Genomic DNA, 20,551 nt, shown 5'->3' with positions numbered 1-20,551 from the left:
AGCGTTTAATATAGATTCACTTTGAAAAACCAGCCAACTTAGGTAAAATATACTTTATTTTTACTAAAATTTGACGACTAATAACTGTAGGAATTATTATATCAACTATTGCTTAATGTAAAGGTATAATTATGATTGCTATTGTTGGTTTTATTATTGTATTAGTCGGAGTGCTTGGCGGTTTTGTTTGGGAGGGCGGCCAACTTATGGTGCTGTTCCAGCCGGCCGAGTTTTTGATTATCGGCGGCTGTGCGCTTGGTTCTCTTATCGTTGCCAGCCCGATAAAGATTATTAAGCTAATGATGAGCGATATAATAGGAGTATTAAAACCTCCCCCTTCAAAAGAATATTATGTTAATCTCTTAGTTATGCTTTATGAAGTATTTCAGGGAGCGCGTAAAGATGGCTTGGTAGCGATGGAAACGCATATAGAAAACCCCCAGGAAAGTAAGATATTAACCAATTATCCGGATTTTTTAGCCAATCATCACCTGTTAAACTTTTTTGTTGATACGATGAGACTTATTCTATCGGGCGGTGTTCCAGCTCACGATTTAGAAGCGCTAATTGATAATGATCTCGATAAAATGCATGAGGATGAAGGCAAATCTCCGGCCTCTATTAATAAGATGGGCGATGCGCTCCCTGGTTTTGGTATTGTTGCCGCTGTAATGGGTATAGTACTTACTATGGGCGCAATTGGCGGTCCGCCTGAAGTAATCGGCCATAAAGTAGGCGCCGCCCTGGTGGGAACTTTTCTTGGTATTCTGCTTTCCTATGGTTTTGTTGCGCCGTTAGCTTCAAATATAGAAATCTTAAATTCCGAAAAGTCGCAAAGTTTTACTCTTGTTAAGCAAGCCCTTCTCGGCTTCCATAAAGGCATGGCGCCATCTATTGCAGTTGAATTCGCCAGACGTTCGATAGGCGCGGATATTCGCCCCGGATTCATCGAGCTTGAAGAAGCCTGTAAGGCGACTCGGGATAAAGGCTAAGATAATTAGGGATATATGCTAATGGTTGAAGAGTCTGAAAAAGAACGGCCAATAATAATCATCAACAAAAAGGGCGGGCACGGCGGCCATCACGGCGGCGCCTGGAAAGTTGCCTATGCCGACTTTATAACTTCAATGATGGCTTTTTTTTTAGTCATGTGGCTGGTTAGCCAAGACCAAATTATTAAAGACAATGTTGCCCAATATTTTAACGACCCCATCGGATTTGGAAAAGGCTTAAAAGGAAAAGGAAGCCAATCAATATTAAAGGGGGGAGAATCGATTCTTAAAAATTCAAACTCTGCAAAACTAAATACAAGAGCTATAACCGAGGAACGAGCCAAAGAAGTCCTTCGTCAAGCCGGCGAAAAAATAACCGATGCGCTTTCCGGAATGCCAAACTTCGAGGCATTTCAAGATCATATTGAAATTGATTTGACAGAAGAGGGTTTGAGAATTGAACTTATCGAATCATTAAGCCCTACCAATGATTCATCTTTCTTTTTCAGGTTGGGAGAATCCGAACTTTCGGCAACCGGTAAAGAAGTTATAATTCCTATTGCCAAAGAGCTTGGGAAATTAAATAATAAAGTAATAATTGAGGGACATACGGATGCCCGTCAGTTTGCTTACGGACGAATCTATTCAAATTGGGAGTTGTCGGCAGACCGGGCTAACGCTGCACGCAAGTTTATGACTGCAAATGGCTTAAAAGACAAACAGATTGAGGGTGTTATGGGTTATGCCGCCAATCGTTTAAAATTCCCCGATAACCCATTAGATGCCCGCAACAGACGTGTTTCCATACTGGTTCTTCGAGACCTTTCCGAACATCAGATTGAATCTATGGAATCACACGAGATAATCGACGGCAATATCGTTGTAGATTAATACTAATTCCCCCTGTATATATCACAACTGCTATTTGCCAATCGATTTTTACCATAATCGGGATAGCATTAAGCCTAAATATTATTCACTCATATCTTTTGATGGGTTATATTCCCCATGCTTGGTATAATAGATTATTCCGGCGATTGATGTTGCCATAAAGGCGATAATCAAGCCAACTATGCCATCAGCAAGATAATGATAGCGAAGATATATGCCTCCCCAGAAAACACCTGTCAACAACGCAAATGATATGGCTATATAGGCCTTACCAAAATCCCACAGGTAATATGAGGAAATTACAATCAGACAAAAATAAACTGCCGGAAAACTGCTCAAAGAGGGTGAAATAAACTGTATAAAAAATGGTATAACAATCGAAAACCACGAACCGTAAATATTTAAATAAAAATAATCAATCAAAGCCTCCGCCGGACCAGCCACCGGATAAACTGTGGCTATTGCCAAACATGACAAACAACCGATTTCAATAGCTAAGATGAAATTCTCGAAATATTTAAGATTGTTTTCATTATATAATTTTATAATTGCCCAAATAGGAAGAATAATTCCCAGACAATACAAAAAGTAGCTTAACTCATTTAGCCAGACCTCCATTATTCTCTGCAATGCGAATGCAGGATAGACGCCCAATAGTTTTTTCTCTATACCCAATATGAAAACATCATGATAATTAAAATTTGATATCTGTGTTTGAAAACCAACAATGCGATAATATAAATATATTAATGGCAATGGATATACGGTTTTAATGAAATGAACCAATGAAGGTTTTTCGGGGCGAGGAAATATAATCATGATACAAGTCATAAAAGCTGTTCCCGCATAAAATACAAGCAGATAGCTTTTTAGAAGATTACCAAAGATAATAACCAAAAGCAGTTGGACAGCGCTATAAATCAAGATTATTATATCATTGATGATGATTCGATTTTTTAGTTTATCAGCCAATATTATCCCTGTTGCCGGCAACCACTAAAACAAATTCGCCTTTGGGAGTTTTTTGTTCGAATATATCTAAAAGCTCCGATAAATTATGACGGTAAGCCTGCTCAAATTTTTTAGTTAGTTCTCGTCCCACAAAAGCATTGCGGTCTCCAAACACCTCTATCATTACTGTCAATGTCTTGGTTATTCTATAGGGAGATTCAAAAAATATAAGGGTGCGTTTGTCATTTTTCAGTTCATCCAACCTGTTTGTTAATTTGCCCTTCGTTTTTGGAAGAAACCCCTCAAAGCAAAACCTGTCAGTTGGTAAACCTGAAATAACAATAGCCGCCATCACAGAGGATGCTCCCGGGATTGGAATAATACCTATATCATTTCTAATACACTCGCGTATTAGATAAAATCCGGGATCTGAAATCCCCGGTGTGCCGGCATCCGAAACAACAGCCGCATTTTGCCCCTCAAGCAATAAAGACAGAATTCGAGGCGTCTGCTTCTCTTTGTTGTAATCGTGATATGACATCTGCTTTGTTTTTATATCGTAGTGTTTAAGCAGAATCGATGTATGACGGGTATCCTCCGAGGCAATAATATCTGCGGATTTCAGTACATTAACCGCTCTGAAAGTCATATCATCTAAACTGCCTATGGGAGTGGAGACTACATAAAGTTTGCCAGCATTTTCAGTTGTTCGAGTCATATTAATAGATAATGCCTAAATTATCCGATAAATCAGCCGGTAAAGGGCGCAATTTTCGGGAGCCGTCTTTTAAATTCATTCCGGGTAATCTTTGTTTTAATCAGATTAATCACATTAGCAGTGAAATCTTGCTGTAGAAGCTGCTGCTCGCTGTAGTTTTTATCAATATAATAATACAGAAATCTATCGAGTTTTTCATAGGTGATGCCGAGTTCGCCCTCATCGGTCTGTCCCTGCCAGAGATCCGCTGATGGCGGTTTATTGATAATATTTTCAGCTATGCCAAGACAGCCGGCAAGCTGACGAATCTGGGTCTTATAAAAATTGCCAAGCGGATTAAAAGCGCAGGCAAGATCACCATATAGGGTGCCATAGCCGACCATGATTTCAGATTTATTCGAGGTGCCTATCACCAGCGCCTCAAGTTCGGCTGAAATATCGAACAGCACGCTCATTCGTTCTCTGGCCATCTTGTTGCCGCGGCGGTTATTATCATCAGTAGGAAACTTATCGAAATAAGCGTCAACCATTGGAGTAATATCCACATAACGGCGGTTTATACCAAGTGTCTTGATGATAGCCTCGGCATCTTTAATATTATCCGGATCGGATGCCGCATAGGGCAGGATAACGCCGGTAACATTATCGGCACCAATCGATTCAACCGATAGATAAGCGACAACCGCAGAATCTATTCCTCCTGATATTCCCAGAACAAGCTTTGAAAATCCGGCCTTATCGAGTTCAGCATTTATAAATTCGATAAGATGTTTCTTAGCTTTTTCAGAATCGATATTTAACTCCATTGGAATTTCAACTCCCATAATTTGCGCCTTAGTGATGTTTATCGACTGTTGTTGAATTTATTCAATGTCATAGGTTTAATAATTAATTGAGGCATAGTCATTTTGCAAGGGAAATTTTGGTCAATAATAGGCAAGGGAAGGGACTGTGTAAATGTAAGCTGCAGATATAAGCCCGGTGATGCAAATTTTAATGGAAGATTAACCGGCGCAGATATTATATATACAGTACCACTACTTAGACATCCAGATGTTATGAGAAGTCATAAAATATGCTTAGACAGCACGGGAGCATTTTGTTGTTGGTGTACGTCCCCGTGCGCCAACATCTTATTATGTCTTTGTTAAGCGTATAACAGAATAGCAGGTCAAAACCCTTGAGGTTATAGATATTCCGACAGCGTTCGTCAAGACCACATGAGTTTTGACCTATAGAATATTAGCTAAAAGCTTATTAGCATCATCAAAGACAGCGTATTTGCTTTAAACCTTTTATTGTTTTTTATTCGGAAAAGGCGAGAACGCCCGGAATAATAATATTAACAAAAGGTATAATCATCAATATGCCAATCCAGTTAGGTTTGCCGCGTCTTTCGGCAATCGCCATCCAGATTATTATTGAGATGATGATATTAATTATTGGAATAAACAGTAAAATCAACCACCATCCCGGTTTGCCGGCGATTACACATAGAAGATAGCAATTTAAAATCGGAATCCAAGCCATCCAGCCGTCTTTCGTATCTGTTTTGCGGGCTATAAATTGAAGACACACCGCAAGATAAGCATAGCTTGCCGCGGCAATAAAAAACCACAGTAAATAAAATCCTGCTCCCGGTTCTTCGTACATTTTCAATCCCTCCTAAAAATAGTTATAAGTAACATGCCAACTGCCTTTATAGAAAAAGCTTATCATCAAATATTAATGATGTCAAGATAAATTTTCTTAAGATATTATGACATCTTAAATTATCTATAATTTATATGTTAAGAATTTATTCGGTATATATAAAATATACTTTACACAGTAAATTTATGTGGCTGGTATATGCCCTTGCCCCAAGCTGTCGGGAAACGTCGTGTGCGCAAGCGTTAATAGCAGACGGGTTCACCTAAGGCTGAACGCCAAACAGATGAACTGCAAAATCCGGGATAATATATTTCTACTTAAGCTTCTTGACTTCTTTATAACGATAACAACCCACCACATGGTCATTAACCAGTCCGGCTGCCTGCATGAAAGCGTAACATATAGTCGAACCGACAAATTTAAAGCCCCGTTTTTTTAAATCCCCACTCATCAAATCGGATACGGCCGTTTTCGCCGGTATTTCCTTCATGGTCTTCCATCTATTATGAATGGTTTTACTATCAACAAACTGCCAGATATATTTATCAAAACTGCCGAACTCTTTTTGGATATCGATAAACATCATAGCATTAGTAATAGCAGCTTTGATTTTAAGTTTGTTGCGAATAATACCGGCATCATTCATAAGTTTATCGTATTTCTTCTCATCATATTTAGCTATTTTATTATAATCAAAGTTATCAAAAGCTTTTCTGAAATTTTCTCTTTTCTTAAGAATTGTCAGCCAACTCAAACCAGCCTGAAATGCATCTAAAACAAGAAACTCGAATAGCTTACTATCATCATGAACCGGCGTACCCCATTCGGTGTTATGGTACTCTTTCATAAGCTCATTGCCAAGGCACCACTCGCAAAGATTTTTCATTTATCAACTCACTATTTTCCTATTGTCAAATATTTTCTGAAATATTTAACAGCTGAATCTGCATCGGATTAAAGTTGCCGTGTTTCATCATAATCAGATTCAATTTGCTTTCCGAGTTCCTTTTTTAGCCTTGCCTGGTCAATCTTCATTTTTAAAATTCTGTTTTCTTTTTTAAGACTCAACTCATCATTCTCACTAATTCTGTCAAATTTCAAGTAAGTTGATATTGTAAAGTAAATGATAGATAAAGCTATAATTATTACCAATCCGAAATCGAGATAAAGCTGATATGGTCTAAGTATCCAGTCTATTGAATAACCGTTTGAGTATGGCAGTGGTTTTAGAATAACAATAACCCAGATTATTGCAGTGATAATCATTACAATCGCCCCGGTTAAATTTATAACTCCTGTAATCTTTCTCATAATTAAATTCTTTGTATTCTTTACACTCCCGCGGCTAATATCTCGGTAATCTCCAATACCGAATGCGTTTCGATTTCATCTTTTGTTTTCAAGCCATCCTCAAGCATTGTCATGCAGAACGGGCAAGCCACGCCTATGGTTTTGGCGCCGGTCTCCAGACATTGCTCGGTACGTTCGACATTGATGCGTGTGCCGATGTTTTCCTCAAGCCACATGCCGCCGCCGCCTGCGCCGCAGCAGAATGAATTATCGCGGGAACGCTTCATCTCAACTCGACCGCCCACAAGGTCAACTAATGTGCGCGCCGGCTGATATATATTATTGTGACGGCCAAGATAGCAGGAATCATGGATTGTAATAGAGCCGCCATTTGGAAGTTTTTCCCGTTTAATTTTTCCAGTATCTATTTTAAGTTTGCCGGATTTAATAAGCTTCTCCAACAATTGATGTGTGTGGACAACTTCATAGTTGCCGTTAAAATCGGGATATTCATTCTTAAGCGTATTGAAACAATGCGGGCAGTTAGTGAAAATCTTTTTTACTCCGGCTTCATTTAATATCTCGATATTTGCCTGCGCCATTGTTTGGAAAGTGTACTCATCGCCGAGACGACGGGCGGCATCGCCGGTGCAGGTTTCATCGGTTCCGAGAATAGCGAAATCGACTCCTGCGGCATTCATAAGCTTGACAGTATCGCGGCTCACTTTGATATTGCGGTCATCCAGCGCGCCTGCGCAGCCAACCCAGAACAACCACTCAGCATCGGGCTTATCCGAAATATGTTTAACATCGAGGTCCTTATACCATTCGGCGCGAGCCGATTGCCCAAGACCCCATGGGTCGCCTGATTTTTCGAGGTTTTTCAATGCCAGCGCACCCTGTTTTGATATCGCTCCCTCGTTTAAAACCAAAGCGCGGCGGTAATCAATCAGTTTGGTAAATTGCTTGATGAAAAGCGGGCAGGCTCTCTGGCAGGCATAACAGGTAGTGCACGACCAAATAACATCTTCAGTCATAACATCCCTGATGATATCTTCCTTAAAATCATCGCTTTTGCCATCATACAGAAACGGCGCTTTCTTTTCCGCATGCGCCCGCAGCTGCATAGTTACTTGTTTTGGGGATAGCGGCTTGCCGGTTTTATACGCAGGACAAACATCCTGACATCGACCGCACTCTGTGCATGAGTAGGCATCAAGCAAATCTTTCCATGAGTGTTCCTCAACCTTAGTGATGCCAAATGTCTCCAACTCCTCATCCTCAAGATTGGGCGAGGACAAAGCAGTACCGGCTTTATCATTTGTTAGAAAGACATTAAATATCGAGCTAAAAACATGCATGTGCTTGCCGGTCGGAACATAATTGAGCATTGACATGAAAAACACGAAATGCGCCCACCAGAATACATGAGACCATAAAACCGCTGTATCTTTCGGCATATTCCAGAATATCGAACCGAGATAGTTGCCGATAAAAGCGCCCTTTACTATATGTTGCTGTGCGGCAATATTAAAACCATCAGAGAGAAGGTCGAATGCCATCAAGCCAAATATAAGAACCAGGATTATAAGCGCGCCGGGACTTTGAGAAAGCCGTTCGGGACGGATTAAGTATCTTTTAACAACAGCCCCAAGAACACCAACGACAACTAAAAAGCTGAACAGGTCAAGCAGAAATGCAAACGGCGTTTTCAGCATGCCGGATAATAAAGGTATATAAAAATGAGAACTAAAGCCTTTGCCAAAGAAATTTATCGTGCCAAAAGCGATAATCAAAAAACCCCAGAATATAAGAAAATGAGCGGTTCCGGAAAATGGATCATCAAGAAGCCTTCGCTGTCCCAAAACGAATTTTAATACCCTTTTAATGCCTTTGCCTATATCAACTTTGTAGTCAATTTTGTTAAACTGCAATAATAGTCTGATATATTTTCTGATAATAAAAACAAATACGGCAATTCCGACCAAGAATGCGGCATAGAAAGCAACTCTTTCAATTCCAAATGGTGTTATTTCAATTAATTCGTGCATGTCTTTTAACCTCGATTATCTTTAGGTTTGTAATATAACTCATGTTATAAACATCATAATAACCTAAGCATTATCTGGTCAAGTAAAAAGGGGAACACGGGTATGAATATTTGACAATTAAATTGCGATTTGTTATTATGCATGTTAAAATAAATACAAAAAAAAAGGAGATGGTAATGCCGGATTCAAGATTAGCGAAATTTGCTTATGTGCTTTTGCATTATAGCTGCAATGTAAAGAAAAATCAGTTGGTTAAATTAATTGGCGGTGTTGAGGCTATCCCGCTTCTAAAAGAGCTTGTTGCCGAATGTTTAGCAATTGGCGCTAACCCTTATATGAAAATCACCGTAGAGGATATCGATGAGATATTTTTAAAAAATGCAAAAAAAGACCAGCTGACTTTCGTTTCGCCTATAGCCAAATACGAAATAGAAAAACTCGACACACTTATAGGAATACGCTCGCCCAGCAACACTAAATTTTTATCTGGCGTAAATCCTCAAAAGCAGGTATTGGCTCATAAATCACAAACTAAAATCATGCGGCGATTCTCTATCAGGGCGGCTAAAGGTGAGCTGTCATGGGTTGGCACCCTGATGCCGACAAATGCGGCCGCTCAGGATGCCGGTATGTCGCTTTCGGATTATGAGGATTTTGTATATGGCGCTTGTATGCTTGATACGAAAGACCCGATTGCAGAGTGGAAAAAGATGTCAAAATATAACGGTCGTCTTATTAATTATCTCAAAAAGAAAAAAGTGATTCGTCTTGTTGCGCCTGATACGGATCTCACTTTCAACGTTGGCGGACGGAAATGGATAAACTGCGACGGTAATAATAATTTCCCTGATGGCGAGGTGTTTACCGCCCCTATTGAAAACTCGGCTAACGGTCATATTCGATTTACTTTCCCCGCTGTTTATTCCGGCAGGGAGGTTAATGATGTCAGGATTGAAATGAAAAACGGCAAGGTTGTCAAAGCGACTGCCGCCCATGGGGAAGATTTCATGAATGCCATGCTCGATATGGATAAAGGTTCGAGATACCTTGGCGAAGTGGCAATAGGCACAAATTTCGGTATCAAGAAATTTACCCGTAATATTCTCTATGATGAAAAAATCGGCGGCACTTTCCATATGGCGATGGGCGATTCATATCCCGAATCCGGCGGCAAGAATAAATCAGCTCTACATTGGGATATGATTTGTGATTTGCGGAAAAAGGGTGCTATGTATGCCGATGGCCAGCTCTTTTTCAAAAACGGCAAGTTTTTAAAATAACGTTTTCTAATGCCAAAGAATACTTACGGTATGTATTCCTCAGATTGCCGACAAGCAAACTCTGGCTGTCAAACAGCGCTTGGCAGCCAGAGTTGAAATTATGTTGAACATTTAAAGTTAAGAACACACCCCTATCCTCTCTCAAGAGGGAAATAATAGTTTATGAACTCGCAGCGTAGTTCTTGTTTAAACCCTAACCCTGTTCACGGGGGAAACAATAAAATGTTGGCGCGCGCGAGGACGTACACCAATCACCCTAAATCTTATATTAACAATCCGGAGGGCAGGATACCATTGATGCGTCGGTTTTTCGGGGAAAACTCCAATAAAATTTCTATTTCATTCAAAATGTTTTTATATTATTATTAATCGTATTCTATAAATTTTAACTTGCGAGCGCCGCCATGATTAAACAAAAACAAAGGAATGAAAAATGAACAGGAATGTGTATTTTATTATGCCGTTAGTTATTGCTATATCAACATTAATTTCATGTTCAGAGGGTCCGCCATCCGGCAGGCCGGATTATCCTGTTTCTAAAACAGTCGATGTGGCTGATACGCTTCACGGCGTAGTTGTGCCCGACCCTTATCGCTGGCTGGAGGATACCGATGACCCGGATGTTCAAACCTGGACTGATGCGCAAAACCTGCTAACTCGTTCATATCTCGATAAAATACCCGACCGCGAAAAAATATTAAGCAGGCTTGAGGAAACATGGAATTACCCAACTCAAACCCTTCCAAAAAAATGTAAGGAACGCTATTTTATCTTAAAAAACGAAGGGCTTCAGAACCATTACGTTTTATACTCAAAGCGTAATCTTGATGGCGTTGAAACGGCTGTTATAGACCCAAATGCCTGGAGCGAGGACGGCACAAGCGCCATGGACTGGTGGACTCCATCCGATGACGGCAGTTTTGTTGCCTATGGTAAATCAGAAAGCGGCGCCGAGAGAGGCATTTTACATATTAAAAATGTGCTAACAGGAAAAGATATTGCTGATACTATTCCTCATACCCGTTATCCTAATGTAAACTGGCTGAAAGATAATTCGGGGTTTTTCTATACCAGATTTCCAGCGCCGGGAACCGTGCCCGATGGAGATGAAAATTACTTTGATAAAACATATTTCCACAAGCTTGGCGATGATTGGGCTAATGATAAATTATACTACTCAAGAGCGGATATAAAAGAATTAGGCTATGGCTGTCAGCTTTCAACCGATGACAGATACCTGATTTTATATGACTTTTTCGGTTCATCCCGCACCAATGAAGTTCGTTTTATCGACCTTAAAACTGATGGTAAACCGGTTGAAGTGGTTTCCGGATTTCATGATTATTATGAGGGTATAGCTATTGGCAATATGTTATATATCCGCACAAACGAGGATGCCCCTAATTATAAAATAATCGCGGTTGATTTAAGAAAACCAGCCCACAAATACTGGAAAGAAATTGTGCCTGAAACCGAAGACCTCTTAGAAAGTTATGATATAATCAATAATACTCTGATTGTTAAATACCTGCACAATGCTTACACGCAGGTAAAAACATATAACCTTTTGGGGGTTCCCTTAAACGAAATCGAATTGCCTGCGTTGGGAACTGTTTATGGTTTTTCCGGCAGGTGGGATGATGATGAGATGTATTTAAGTTTTTCATCTTTCATATACCCGACAACACACTATCGATACGATTTTGAGACAAATAAGCTTACGGAGTTTTATCGCTATCCGGTAAAAGTTAATGCTGATGGTTATGAAACCAAACAGGTATGGTACAATTCCAAGGATGGCACTCGTGTTTCGATGTTTATAGTTCATAAAGCCGGGCTTGCGCTTGATGGGACTAATCCGGCCTATTTATACGGCTACGGCGGATTTACAGCTAATATGACGCCCTACTTTTCCTCCAGCCGGTTTATCTGGATGGAAAACGGCGGCGTTTTCTGTTTGCCCAATCTTCGCGGCGGCGCCGAGTATGGCGAACAGTGGCATAAAGATGGTATGCTTGAAAATAAGCAGAACACCTTTGATGATTTCATTGCTGCGGCAAAATGGCTAATCGATAATAGCTACACAAGCCCCGAAAAGCTGGCAATCTCCGGCGGTTCCAATGGCGGATTGCTGGTTGGCGCAGTGGCTGTTCAGAGACCCGATTTGTTTAAGGCTGTTTTATGCAACTCCCCGCTTTTGGATATGCTCCGCTATCATAAATTCTTGATGGCTCGCTATTGGGTTTCCGAATACGGCAGTTCGGATGATGCCGATCAATTTAAATATATCTATGCCTATTCCCCATACCACAATATTAAACAGGATGCGGCTTATCCGGCGATGCTTTTCAGAGCCGGCGAATCTGACAGCCGCGTACATCCGCTTCATGCCCGCAAAATGACAGCGGCTTTACAAACTGCAACTTCATCCGATGCGCCAATTCTGATTTATGTAGAGCGTAAAACCGGCCACGGTCAGGGAATGCCGACAAATATGCGCCTTCAGGAGGTTGCTGATGATTATGCATTCCTGTTCTGGCAGCTCGGTATGAAAATGTCGGGAGAGTAAAGAGCGGCAGAGCTGTTATAAGGCAATATATCTTTGCGGATATCCAGATTGTTGACAAAGCAACAAACCATCTTTTGTTACCAAAAGCTGCTTGGCAACAAGAGAGCGTATCTGTTTCTAAGCGGACGCCCTATTTAGGGTGGTTGGTGTACGTCATCGTGCGCCAACATTTTATTATTTCCCTCTTTAGGGAGGCCAGGGGTGTGTTTAATGCCAAATGTTTAACATAATTTCGTTCTTGCTGCCAAGCATGGGCGTGTCTTGGGACACCGCTTGATAACCAGAGGAATTCCGAATAATTTATTTGTAAGTTCTACTGCAAAATCCGGGTTTGCCTCAATATTATAAAAAATAGTCGGGGCTGGAAAACCCCGACTATTAAGTGCTTAGAACCTTAGTAAATTAAGTCAAATCCTTACTTAAGTAAAGACATTTCGCGAACTTCAGTTTTATCACCAGCAGTAAGTTTATAGAAATAAACACCTGAAGCGACACTTGAAGCATCCCATAAGACTCTGTGATATCCGGCATTCATTTTGCCCGATATTAGAGTTTTAACATTCTGACCAAGCATATTGTAAACCGTAAGCTCAACATCACTATCTGTTGGAACAGCAAAGTTAATTGCAGTTATGGCATTAAACGGATTAGGATAATTCTGCTCTAAGGCGAAAGTGGATGGCAGTAAGCCTTCTTCGCCCTCAATGCCGCCTATTACATCAACAGTGATATCAATAGTACCGGTAACAGGCGAATTGGAGCTAACAGTCAACGTTGCGCCAAGATAAGTAGTTGTATCCTCAATCTCTGTCAGATCTATTGTAATATCAATATCATCGCTTTCACCAGGATCAATTGAACCGGATGTTGGGTCGATTGCTAACCAGTTAACCGTTTCAGTAATCTCATACACACCTAACCAGTCACTGACACCTGCCTGACCTAAACAAAGAAGAACGCCCAAAGCTGGATCGTATTCAGTAGTGAAATCAAGACCGCCAGCCATGTCGCCGCCGTCATGATCGATAGCCGTGAACTGAACACCGGTCATGTAGCCGTTGATCGGGTCAAACTGAGCTACTGTTAGTAAATTGTTTGTTTCTTGCGAGAAACACCAGAGCCATGGACCGTCAGCAGAGGCATTATCCCAGGCAATACCAAAAATGGAAGCTAATGGCGCCTGAGGATATTGATTGATAATAGTACCACTGCGATCGAACTCGACTAAATCGGTTCCGAACCAGTTAACACCCCAGAAATGGTCGGTTGCCGGATCATAGGCAATCCCAAGACCGGCGGCTGTCGGGTTAGGTACAGTACCAACAACCTGCCCGGTAGCCGGATCGACCTGACTGATTACATCAGTATCGAAATCAGTTCCATATAGATAAGTACCATCGTAGCATAAATCAAGCCAGCCCCAACCACTTGTACCTTGGTTGTAAGTCTCGACCAGATAGCCATCTCTGTCAAATTTGTAGAGGTTATTAGGATCAGCTCCGGTATTACCGCCACAAACAAAGAAATGATCTAAGGCAAAAGCTGCCGCAAGAAGCTGATTATCACCGCATTGGCCCTGTAAATCGAAATAGGCGATTTCATCCCCGAAATCAAGGGCAACCGGTGGTTCACCGCTTGAATTGTGATTACAAGCAATAGCCTTTGCATTTACAGGGATAGCGTTTTTAGCTTCAATAACAGAAGCATCAGCCATGCCGATTACGGGTTCATCGGCAAATGAAGGTTCGATAGTATTAACTACAATATCATTATAGGCAACACTGATATTGAAATCGAGTACGCCATCACCGGTGTTGCTGATAGTTCTAATATAATTTTCAACATCGCCAATATGTAAATTAACGTTTATCGGAGCTTCATCGACATCCATCATTGGAGTTGTAAGAGCAAAATCTTGAGTTACGGTATCGCCCTCAATAATAGTAACACCCTGCATAGTAAGCGGGTTATGATAATCTGCAGAAGCAGTTATATCATAGTCTCCCGGGAAAAGTTCCAGAGTGTATACGCCGTCATTGCCGGTAACATCTGAAATGCCGCCGGTTGAAACTGTTGCTCCATCAATCGGATCGCCGCTTTGATTTTCGGTAACAATACCAGTTACCCAGCCGGGCTCAACGCCGCCGGCGCCCATAATTGTGAAATCATCAATATACCAGCCGGGATACGTAACGGAACCGTCACTGCCGAAGTCAAAACGGAAGATTACAGATTGACCGACATAGGCTGCCAGGTCGAAAGTTACAGAATGCCACATCTCGCCAACATTATGACCGGTAAATATCGGTTCGCCAGATAGCGGATTTGAAGTATTGGCTTCACCAGTGTAACCCTCGTTGGGTGTTATAACTTCAAAACTGCTGCCGCCATCAGTAGAAATCTTGACATTGCCGCCATCCCAACTCGCTTCTGTATTATACCATTGCCAGAAACTCATCACCGCGCCGGCAGATAAGCCGAAAGGTAAAGTAGTTAAGAAATTCCAAGAATCATTTGGATATTCGCCAGCTAAAGCTGTAGCCCAGACATTTACTCCCGAATGTGCGTTGCCGGGTCCCGATGTGGGCGCGCCCCACTCCCATAGACCGGATGTTTCAAATATACCATTTGATTCAAAATCATAATAGACAATTTGATTAAAAGCTCTGTACTCGAAAGCCAAGGTATCGTTAGAATTGTCTTCATCACCTTCTAATTCGGATATGGCAGTTAAAATGTATAAATTTTCAGAATCTGGTGTAAAGTCTATGAATTCGACTGATTCACTTCCGCCTGACGGCAAAGCTGTTATAGTTTCTGTCTGGTTATAAAGCTCAGTGCCGTTGCGTTCAATAATCATGCGAACGCTGAAGGTTTCTGTTTCCGCTCCAACATTGGTGAAAGTAACTTCGGGAGTTATGGGATCGTCAACTTGTCCTACACCGCCGGGTGAAAGAAAAGCAGTCGGGCCAACATTATGCGTACCATAAATTGGCGGGTCAAAACCGAAACATATAGCCATTTCGTCATGAATACCTTCCTGATTGTAAAGGTATTGAGTACCAATAGTTCCATCACCATTCTCAATGCCAACAGTTGAACTGTTTAAACCATGATCCCCGCCATCCATTGCAGCATACTGATAAAATATAGTACCATCCTGATTAATAATCACCTGACATGTAGTACTTCCAGTGCTATCCATATAACTATAATAAGGTACATTCTCATAAGAAAGGATAAAGCGCCGGTTATCGGCATCAGCGTAAAAATATATGCTTCCGCTTACGGAAGGATTAAAATCATCCCACCAAAAGGCTAAGGTATTGTTGGGTTCGGTGCCGGAAGGTATCGGGTCATTAGAATAATCCGTTGATGTGCTTGTAAATGAAGCAAAACCATTAGAACAAACATACAGAGATGTGAAAACCTGACCATAGAACTCGAACTCAAAACCAAGTTCAAATGGTCCCTGATTCTCATCATCGCCCAAAAAAAGTGGTGTGCCAACACCGGAAATATCGACCCATTCATAATGAGGCGCATTTTGAGCGGCATCATCGCTATCGATGTAATAATATCCGCCGCCATCAGGACCGCCAGCATCAAAAGTTATTGGCGGATAATGCTTTTCTGCATTATGGTTCAATAACTTAGGGTTAGGATTATCTGTAATATCGCTGGCGCCAGCGATATTAAAAAGAACAAAAATCGCTAAAACTGCAGCGATTACAAAAATTTCTGTTTTAAATTTCATTAAAAACTCCTAAAATAATACATTAACACTAAAACTCGTATTGACTTAGCAATAAATCTGATTTTTTTAAAAATACCTCCTTTTAACAGTTATTTAATTACAATTATACCATGCTGTAACAAAAATAAGCATGCTTGCGTTTTTTTAGCTTTTACTTCTATTCTAATGCTATAATCATAGCTTTTTGCTTAGATTGTCTTTGGCTGCTTAGACCATTTCATAATTTATAATATTAACATCCAAGACTATGTCTTGAATTTAATATATAATAATGTTAGTAAAAGTCAATGTTATTTTCTATATATACTGTTAATTAATAGAGAATTTAACTGCTTGAAAAAGGCTATGTTAAATAGTCTTATTGTTCATTGCGGACGTGGAATCCGACAGAAGGTTAATTTCATCCCCCCGGATTTGGCTTTCTAACCCAATCAGGCTTAATTTTTTCATCAATCTCTGCCAGCGCTTCCACTAAATTGACAACCGTATCGACAGCGAACTCCATATCCTCAAGCCAAAAACGGTCAACCCCCTTAAATCTGTTGGAAAAAACTTGCCTGGTTTTATATTGGGCTAAACGATCCCTCGTGGAAATCAGCACTTTCAGGTTTTTTACATGGTCTGACTCCCAATCAAGTCCTTCTCCTGTAACTAATTTAGGCGTTATTATCCATTTTGAGGTGATATCTAAGCCGCTTAGATAGTTTTCCATATATTCCTTCGACAGGTTTACCAAAGCGTAAAAATTAATAAAAGTTTCCAGCGTCAAAGCACTGAATATGATAACTTGAATACCGCAAATCTCGATTTCATTATTCAGTTTTACAATGTCAAACGAATCCTCATCAGTAAGCGAATGTTCCTTGCGCTGGATTTCCTCGATTTTCTCTTTGCAAGTTAAGGCTTTTTTATATGAGCGCAGGGCGATATAATGAAATTTCTGGTAATACGAACCGGCAACCTTTTGGTCTGCATCATTGTCCATAATTATCTTCTTGCTTTGATGTTACATTGCTGTACGGCGACTTTAAATCTGCATTTGCAAAAATTTATGATAACGTTTTTCCATACAATCGTATTAGTATTAAGCTCTAAACCAAATTGTATAGTATAACATTAACATTATTTGCTTCCATTATATTTATATCGGTTATTGTACCGCCAATGTTAGAAAATGATATACTTGAGAAGTTTTTTGCCGAAAACATTATTTGCAGCTCTACTGCAAAATATAGGATAAATACTTGAATTTTATCGATACAATAGTGTATTTATTATGAAAACAATATATACGGAGAATCGGTATGATTAATTATCACATTAAACCCAACAAGGATATTTTACAATGAACCAATTGAAGTATACTTGCCCCAAATGTTCAAACATTCAATATGATATTGGCGAATTTAGAGCGGCTGGCGGATTTTGGTCTAAAATTTTCGATGTTCAGGGAGCGCGGTTTACAACCGTAACCTGCAGTCGGTGTAAATATACCGAAATCTATAAAGCCGACAGCAATATGCTCGGCAATATTTTCGATTTTTTCACTAACTGATTATCAGTTTGCTAATATTTTAAAATATACCGAAAGCTGCGGAAACCTGAGCTCCCTTTGGTTATCAAACAACGCTTGGCAACCAAAGGGAAGCGGGGCTTTAGTAATCCGAGGGAATGCCTTATATTAAGTAAACAAACAGTTTTTTCACAGTGAACTGACGCAATAATTGATGATAGTATATCAATTATTATTCTTCCAATAAGAACTCCCACTTGCACCAGTATTCACCATTATATTCATCAGGCGGGCAATGAATACATTTTGTTTTAATACGAGGGTCAATTGTTTGAGCAAAAGTTGTATATTCAATAATGCCAACTTCCTTGCAGGGGAAAGGCGTCATATTTTTTCGATGCCTGGCATCCTGAACGCGGCATTTTTTCATAATAAAAACCGCTTGCTTATCGTCATGCTCAACAACTTCCTGTTCGTTCAACTCGGCATAAAGTCTTTCCGGAAGAGCCTCAATCAGAGCCTCGATACCGCCTCCCTGACTGATGCCTATACGAGCCATTATCCGTTTTGCCTCAAGCGGTGAGAATCTGCTCCAGGCTTCCTTGTCCATTTCAATTGCCGCTTCAATGCCATATTTTTTTTCAACCGCCTGAAACCATAAGCCATCGTGAGCGAGCCAGAGTTTGGCAAAATCATTAAGTTTTTTATCATTTTTATCCATTACAAACCTTTCAATAGAATTTCACATTTTTCCTGAAGCATATTTTCATTTTTTTGATAAAATTTTAAGATCGTTATCGACCATTATCTTAATCATTTGTTCAAAGCTCACTTCCGGTTCCCAGCTAAGCATCTTTTTAACATAAGATGGATCGCCAAGCAAAATATCTACCTCGGCAGGTCGAACAAATCTCGGATCTGTTTTTACATACTCTTTGTAATCAAGATCCAAATGACCAAATGATAATTTGCAGAATTCCTCAACCGAGTGATTTTCGCCGGTGGCTAATACATAGTTGTCGGATTTGTCGCGCTGAAGCATAAGCCACATGCCCCGAACATAATCCGGCGCATAGCCCCAATCGCGTTTGGCATCGAGATTGCCTAAGTATAGCGCATCTGTTAGCCCCAGCTTGACCATTGCGGCACCATTAGTAATCTTGCGGGTTACAAATTCCAATCCCCGACGCGGCGATTCATGATTAAAGAGAATGCCGGATGCTCCAAAAATATTATAGCTTTCCCGGTAATTGACAGTTATGAAATGGGCATACACTTTGGCTACTCCATAGGGGGAACGCGGATAAAACGGCGTCTTTTCATTCTGGGGAACCTCGGCAACTTTGCCAAACATCTCAGAAGATGAAGCTTGGTAATACTTGATCTTTGGGTTGATATGCCTTATAGCCTCGAGAACCCTGGTTACGCCAAGAGCGGTAAACTCGCCTGTTAACAAGGGTTGTTTCCAGCTTGTAGGGACAAATGACTGCGCTGCCAGATTGTAAACCTCATCAGGTTTGCACTCCTCGATTAGCTCAATTATAGACAGTTGGTCTAACAAATCAGCCTGCCTTAAAACGATTTTATCCTTGATATGCTCTATACGTTCAAAACTCTCAGTCGAGGAACGTCTGACCATCCCCCATACTTCGTAACCTTTTTCAAGCAAGAAATCTGCCAGATAGGAACCATCCTGACCGGTAATGCCTGTGATTAAAGCTCTCATTATTCACCTCATTTCTTTTATTGTTAAGATAATAATTTTATTAAAGGACATTGTCAATCTGAATTCGCAGAGAAGCTTCTTAAAAATTTTACTTGACAAATCGCTGTTACGATGGTTTTATAAAAATAAGTTATGTTCACTAACTTTGTCCGCTTAGTGATTCATTTTATCGACGATATTAAGGAGGTGGTTTTTTAAAGCTTTTATGAATTATCTAAAATAAAGCTAATCCTTAGGTATAAGAGGGTTTTTACGCTGGGATGAGCGTTTCAGGATCAGCAATATTTGGATTATTTCCCATATCAGCAGCTTTGAATAGACAGTCGGGAGGTTCTCCGATGAAAAATGCGAATGTTTTCCTGTAAATCTGTTCCTTTACTATCTATAAACTAATTTCTTAAAATAGGCATATAGGTATAAGGAGCGGTTCAGGGGAGGAAAAAGTGGAAATCACAGAAGTTAAACTTACGTTAAGAAATGAAAATAAATTAAAAGGTTTTGCCAATATTACTTTTGATAATTCTTTTGTTATCAGAGGACTAAAAATTATAAGCGGCGAAAAGGGGCTGTTTGTATCGATGCCGTCAAAGAAAAAAGCTGATGGTTCATTTCAGGATGTTGCCCATCCGATTAACACCGATACAAGAATGATGATAGAGAAAAAAGTGCTTAAAGTATATCACGATGAAATAAATAGTCAAAATGCCGATTCTACTTAGAATTACTGGTTAATATTTTTGATATATAGTAAAATATCTATTCTAATTAATTATCTGAATAGGTTGAAGAAAATTGCCTTATTTTAAACCTGATTTTGCAGTTGAATTCACTACTGTCCGGCCTTTTGTCCGCCTTAGGCGGATGCTATATAATGATGTCATTCCAAACACCGTCCGCGTCATTCCCACACTGCCCGCGTCATTCCCAACACCGTCCGCGTCATTCCCAACTTGATTGGGAATCCAGAGATTGGTCATGCCGATACCTCCTGCCTGCCGGCGCCCGCCTGTCTGCGGACACGGGGCACGGTATTTTTGTTATCCACCTTTGAGTTAACTAACAGTTTTCCGGATTCCCCCGCCGCGGCGGGGGAATGACATAAATAGATAATCATCGAATCAAAGTCGACTTCTGAAATCTAATCCGGAAATATCTATTGA

Annotated in this window: 18 protein-coding genes; 6 read left to right on the top strand and 12 right to left on the bottom strand. The window is 40.3% G+C overall.

Annotated elements, in window-relative coordinates:
- Positions 1-131 precede the first annotated feature (131 nt).
- Together motA and J7K40_06410 are read left to right on the top strand one after the other, a co-directional pair.
- Entirely contained in the window at positions 132-992 is an 861-nt protein-coding gene (gene motA / locus J7K40_06415) for a flagellar motor stator protein MotA (GenBank protein ID MCD6162028.1), read from the top strand.
- Positions 993-1,013: 21 nt separating this feature from the next.
- A complete protein-coding gene (locus J7K40_06410) occupies positions 1,014-1,883 on the top strand; it encodes an OmpA family protein (protein ID MCD6162027.1) in 870 nt (289 codons plus the stop codon).
- A gap of 81 nt (positions 1,884-1,964) precedes the next feature.
- On the opposite strand, the gene J7K40_06405 is transcribed toward J7K40_06410, so the two are convergent.
- The 7 genes from J7K40_06405 to J7K40_06375 all read right to left on the bottom strand — a co-directional run bounded on the left by J7K40_06405 (position 1,965) and on the right by J7K40_06375 (position 8,546).
- Complete coding sequence (locus J7K40_06405; protein ID MCD6162026.1) at positions 1,965-2,855, bottom strand: hypothetical protein; 891 nt, start codon at positions 2,853-2,855, stop codon at positions 1,965-1,967.
- Positions 2,848-3,552 carry a 16S rRNA (cytidine(1402)-2'-O)-methyltransferase gene (rsmI, locus tag J7K40_06400; GenBank protein ID MCD6162025.1) on the bottom strand — a complete coding sequence of 235 codons (705 nt, stop codon included), beginning with the start codon at positions 3,550-3,552 and terminating at the stop codon, positions 2,848-2,850. Before rsmI ends, J7K40_06405 begins: the two co-directional genes overlap by 8 nt.
- Positions 3,553-3,584: 32 nt before the next feature.
- Complete coding sequence (locus tag J7K40_06395) at positions 3,585-4,358, bottom strand: NAD+ synthase (protein ID MCD6162024.1); 774 nt, start codon at positions 4,356-4,358, stop codon at positions 3,585-3,587.
- A gap of 499 nt (positions 4,359-4,857) precedes the next feature.
- Positions 4,858-5,205 carry a hypothetical protein gene (locus J7K40_06390; GenBank protein ID MCD6162023.1) on the bottom strand — a complete coding sequence of 116 codons (348 nt, stop codon included), beginning with the start codon at positions 5,203-5,205 and terminating at the stop codon, positions 4,858-4,860.
- Positions 5,206-5,518: 313 nt separating this feature from the next.
- Positions 5,519-6,091: a DNA-3-methyladenine glycosylase I gene (locus J7K40_06385; protein MCD6162022.1), complete on the bottom strand. Its 573-nt coding sequence runs from the start codon at positions 6,089-6,091 to the stop codon at positions 5,519-5,521.
- Between the two features lie 68 nt (positions 6,092-6,159).
- Entirely contained in the window at positions 6,160-6,516 is a 357-nt protein-coding gene (locus J7K40_06380; protein MCD6162021.1) for a hypothetical protein, read from the bottom strand.
- A gap of 20 nt (positions 6,517-6,536) precedes the next feature.
- Positions 6,537-8,546 carry a (Fe-S)-binding protein gene (locus tag J7K40_06375; GenBank protein ID MCD6162020.1) on the bottom strand — a complete coding sequence of 670 codons (2,010 nt, stop codon included), beginning with the start codon at positions 8,544-8,546 and terminating at the stop codon, positions 6,537-6,539.
- Between the two features lie 176 nt (positions 8,547-8,722).
- Between J7K40_06375 and J7K40_06370 the strand changes: the two genes are divergently transcribed.
- Positions 8,723-9,826 (top strand): aminopeptidase, encoded by a 1,104-nt coding sequence (locus J7K40_06370; protein ID MCD6162019.1) that lies wholly within the window; start codon positions 8,723-8,725, stop codon positions 9,824-9,826.
- Positions 9,827-10,259: 433 nt separating this feature from the next.
- A complete protein-coding gene (locus tag J7K40_06365; GenBank protein MCD6162018.1) occupies positions 10,260-12,395 on the top strand; it encodes a S9 family peptidase in 2,136 nt (711 codons plus the stop codon).
- A gap of 415 nt (positions 12,396-12,810) precedes the next feature.
- Here the strand turns inward: J7K40_06365 and J7K40_06360 are convergent, their stop codons facing one another.
- Together J7K40_06360 and J7K40_06355 are read right to left on the bottom strand one after the other, a co-directional pair.
- Positions 12,811-16,152 (bottom strand): T9SS type A sorting domain-containing protein, encoded by a 3,342-nt coding sequence (locus tag J7K40_06360; protein ID MCD6162017.1) that lies wholly within the window; start codon positions 16,150-16,152, stop codon positions 12,811-12,813.
- Positions 16,153-16,552: 400 nt separating this feature from the next.
- Positions 16,553-17,137, bottom strand: coding sequence for a hypothetical protein (locus J7K40_06355; protein MCD6162016.1), 585 nt, complete (start codon positions 17,135-17,137; stop codon positions 16,553-16,555).
- A 360-nt stretch (positions 17,138-17,497) separates the two neighbouring features.
- Here J7K40_06355 and J7K40_06350 point away from each other — a divergent pair, with 360 nt between their 5' ends.
- Positions 17,498-17,707: a zinc ribbon domain-containing protein gene (locus tag J7K40_06350; protein MCD6162015.1), complete on the top strand. Its 210-nt coding sequence runs from the start codon at positions 17,498-17,500 to the stop codon at positions 17,705-17,707.
- 190 nt (positions 17,708-17,897) lie between these two features.
- Here J7K40_06350 and J7K40_06345 read toward each other — a convergent pair whose 3' ends face one another.
- Both J7K40_06345 and gmd read right to left on the bottom strand, forming a co-directional pair.
- Entirely contained in the window at positions 17,898-18,386 is a 489-nt protein-coding gene (locus J7K40_06345) for a hypothetical protein (GenBank protein ID MCD6162014.1), read from the bottom strand.
- Between the two features lie 45 nt (positions 18,387-18,431).
- Entirely contained in the window at positions 18,432-19,391 is a 960-nt protein-coding gene (gene gmd, locus J7K40_06340; protein ID MCD6162013.1) for a GDP-mannose 4,6-dehydratase, read from the bottom strand.
- A 443-nt stretch (positions 19,392-19,834) separates the two neighbouring features.
- Here gmd and spoVG point away from each other — a divergent pair, with 443 nt between their 5' ends.
- Positions 19,835-20,110 carry a septation regulator SpoVG gene (gene spoVG, locus J7K40_06335; GenBank protein MCD6162012.1) on the top strand — a complete coding sequence of 92 codons (276 nt, stop codon included), beginning with the start codon at positions 19,835-19,837 and terminating at the stop codon, positions 20,108-20,110.
- Positions 20,111-20,188: 78 nt separating this feature from the next.
- Here spoVG and J7K40_06330 read toward each other — a convergent pair whose 3' ends face one another.
- Complete coding sequence (locus tag J7K40_06330; GenBank protein MCD6162011.1) at positions 20,189-20,368, bottom strand: hypothetical protein; 180 nt, start codon at positions 20,366-20,368, stop codon at positions 20,189-20,191.
- Between the last annotated feature and the right edge of the window lie 183 nt (positions 20,369-20,551).

It is taken from the genome of Candidatus Zixiibacteriota bacterium, from assembly GCA_021159005.1.
Taxonomy (GTDB): Bacteria; Zixibacteria; MSB-5A5; order UBA10806; family 4484-95; genus JAGGSN01.
Note: the sequence above shows the minus strand (reverse complement) of the source record. Positions and strands in the feature narration are given on the sequence as shown.

Bases quoted from the DNA above. Each gene is read 5' to 3' on its own strand.
- motA (MCD6162028.1), top strand. From the start codon at position 132: ATGATTGCTATTGTTGGTTTTATTATTGTATTAGTCGGAGTGCTTGGC.
- J7K40_06410 (MCD6162027.1), top strand. From the start codon at position 1,014: ATGGTTGAAGAGTCTGAAAAAGAACGGCCAATAATAATCATCAACAAA.
- rsmI (MCD6162025.1), bottom strand. From the start codon at position 3,552: ATGACTCGAACAACTGAAAATGCTGGCAAACTTTATGTAGTCTCCACT.
- J7K40_06395 (MCD6162024.1), bottom strand. From the start codon at position 4,358: ATGGAGTTAAATATCGATTCTGAAAAAGCTAAGAAACATCTTATCGAA.
- J7K40_06390 (MCD6162023.1), bottom strand. From the start codon at position 5,205: ATGTACGAAGAACCGGGAGCAGGATTTTATTTACTGTGGTTTTTTATT.
- J7K40_06385 (MCD6162022.1), bottom strand. From the start codon at position 6,091: ATGAAAAATCTTTGCGAGTGGTGCCTTGGCAATGAGCTTATGAAAGAG.
- J7K40_06380 (MCD6162021.1), bottom strand. From the start codon at position 6,516: ATGAGAAAGATTACAGGAGTTATAAATTTAACCGGGGCGATTGTAATG.
- J7K40_06375 (MCD6162020.1), bottom strand. From the start codon at position 8,546: ATGCACGAATTAATTGAAATAACACCATTTGGAATTGAAAGAGTTGCT.
- J7K40_06370 (MCD6162019.1), top strand. From the start codon at position 8,723: ATGCCGGATTCAAGATTAGCGAAATTTGCTTATGTGCTTTTGCATTAT.
- J7K40_06365 (MCD6162018.1), top strand. From the start codon at position 10,260: ATGAACAGGAATGTGTATTTTATTATGCCGTTAGTTATTGCTATATCA.
- J7K40_06360 (MCD6162017.1), bottom strand. From the start codon at position 16,152: ATGAAATTTAAAACAGAAATTTTTGTAATCGCTGCAGTTTTAGCGATT.
- J7K40_06355 (MCD6162016.1), bottom strand. From the start codon at position 17,137: ATGGACAATGATGCAGACCAAAAGGTTGCCGGTTCGTATTACCAGAAA.
- J7K40_06350 (MCD6162015.1), top strand. From the start codon at position 17,498: ATGAACCAATTGAAGTATACTTGCCCCAAATGTTCAAACATTCAATAT.
- J7K40_06345 (MCD6162014.1), bottom strand. From the start codon at position 18,386: ATGGATAAAAATGATAAAAAACTTAATGATTTTGCCAAACTCTGGCTC.
- gmd (MCD6162013.1), bottom strand. From the start codon at position 19,391: ATGAGAGCTTTAATCACAGGCATTACCGGTCAGGATGGTTCCTATCTG.
- J7K40_06330 (MCD6162011.1), bottom strand. From the start codon at position 20,368: ATGACCAATCTCTGGATTCCCAATCAAGTTGGGAATGACGCGGACGGT.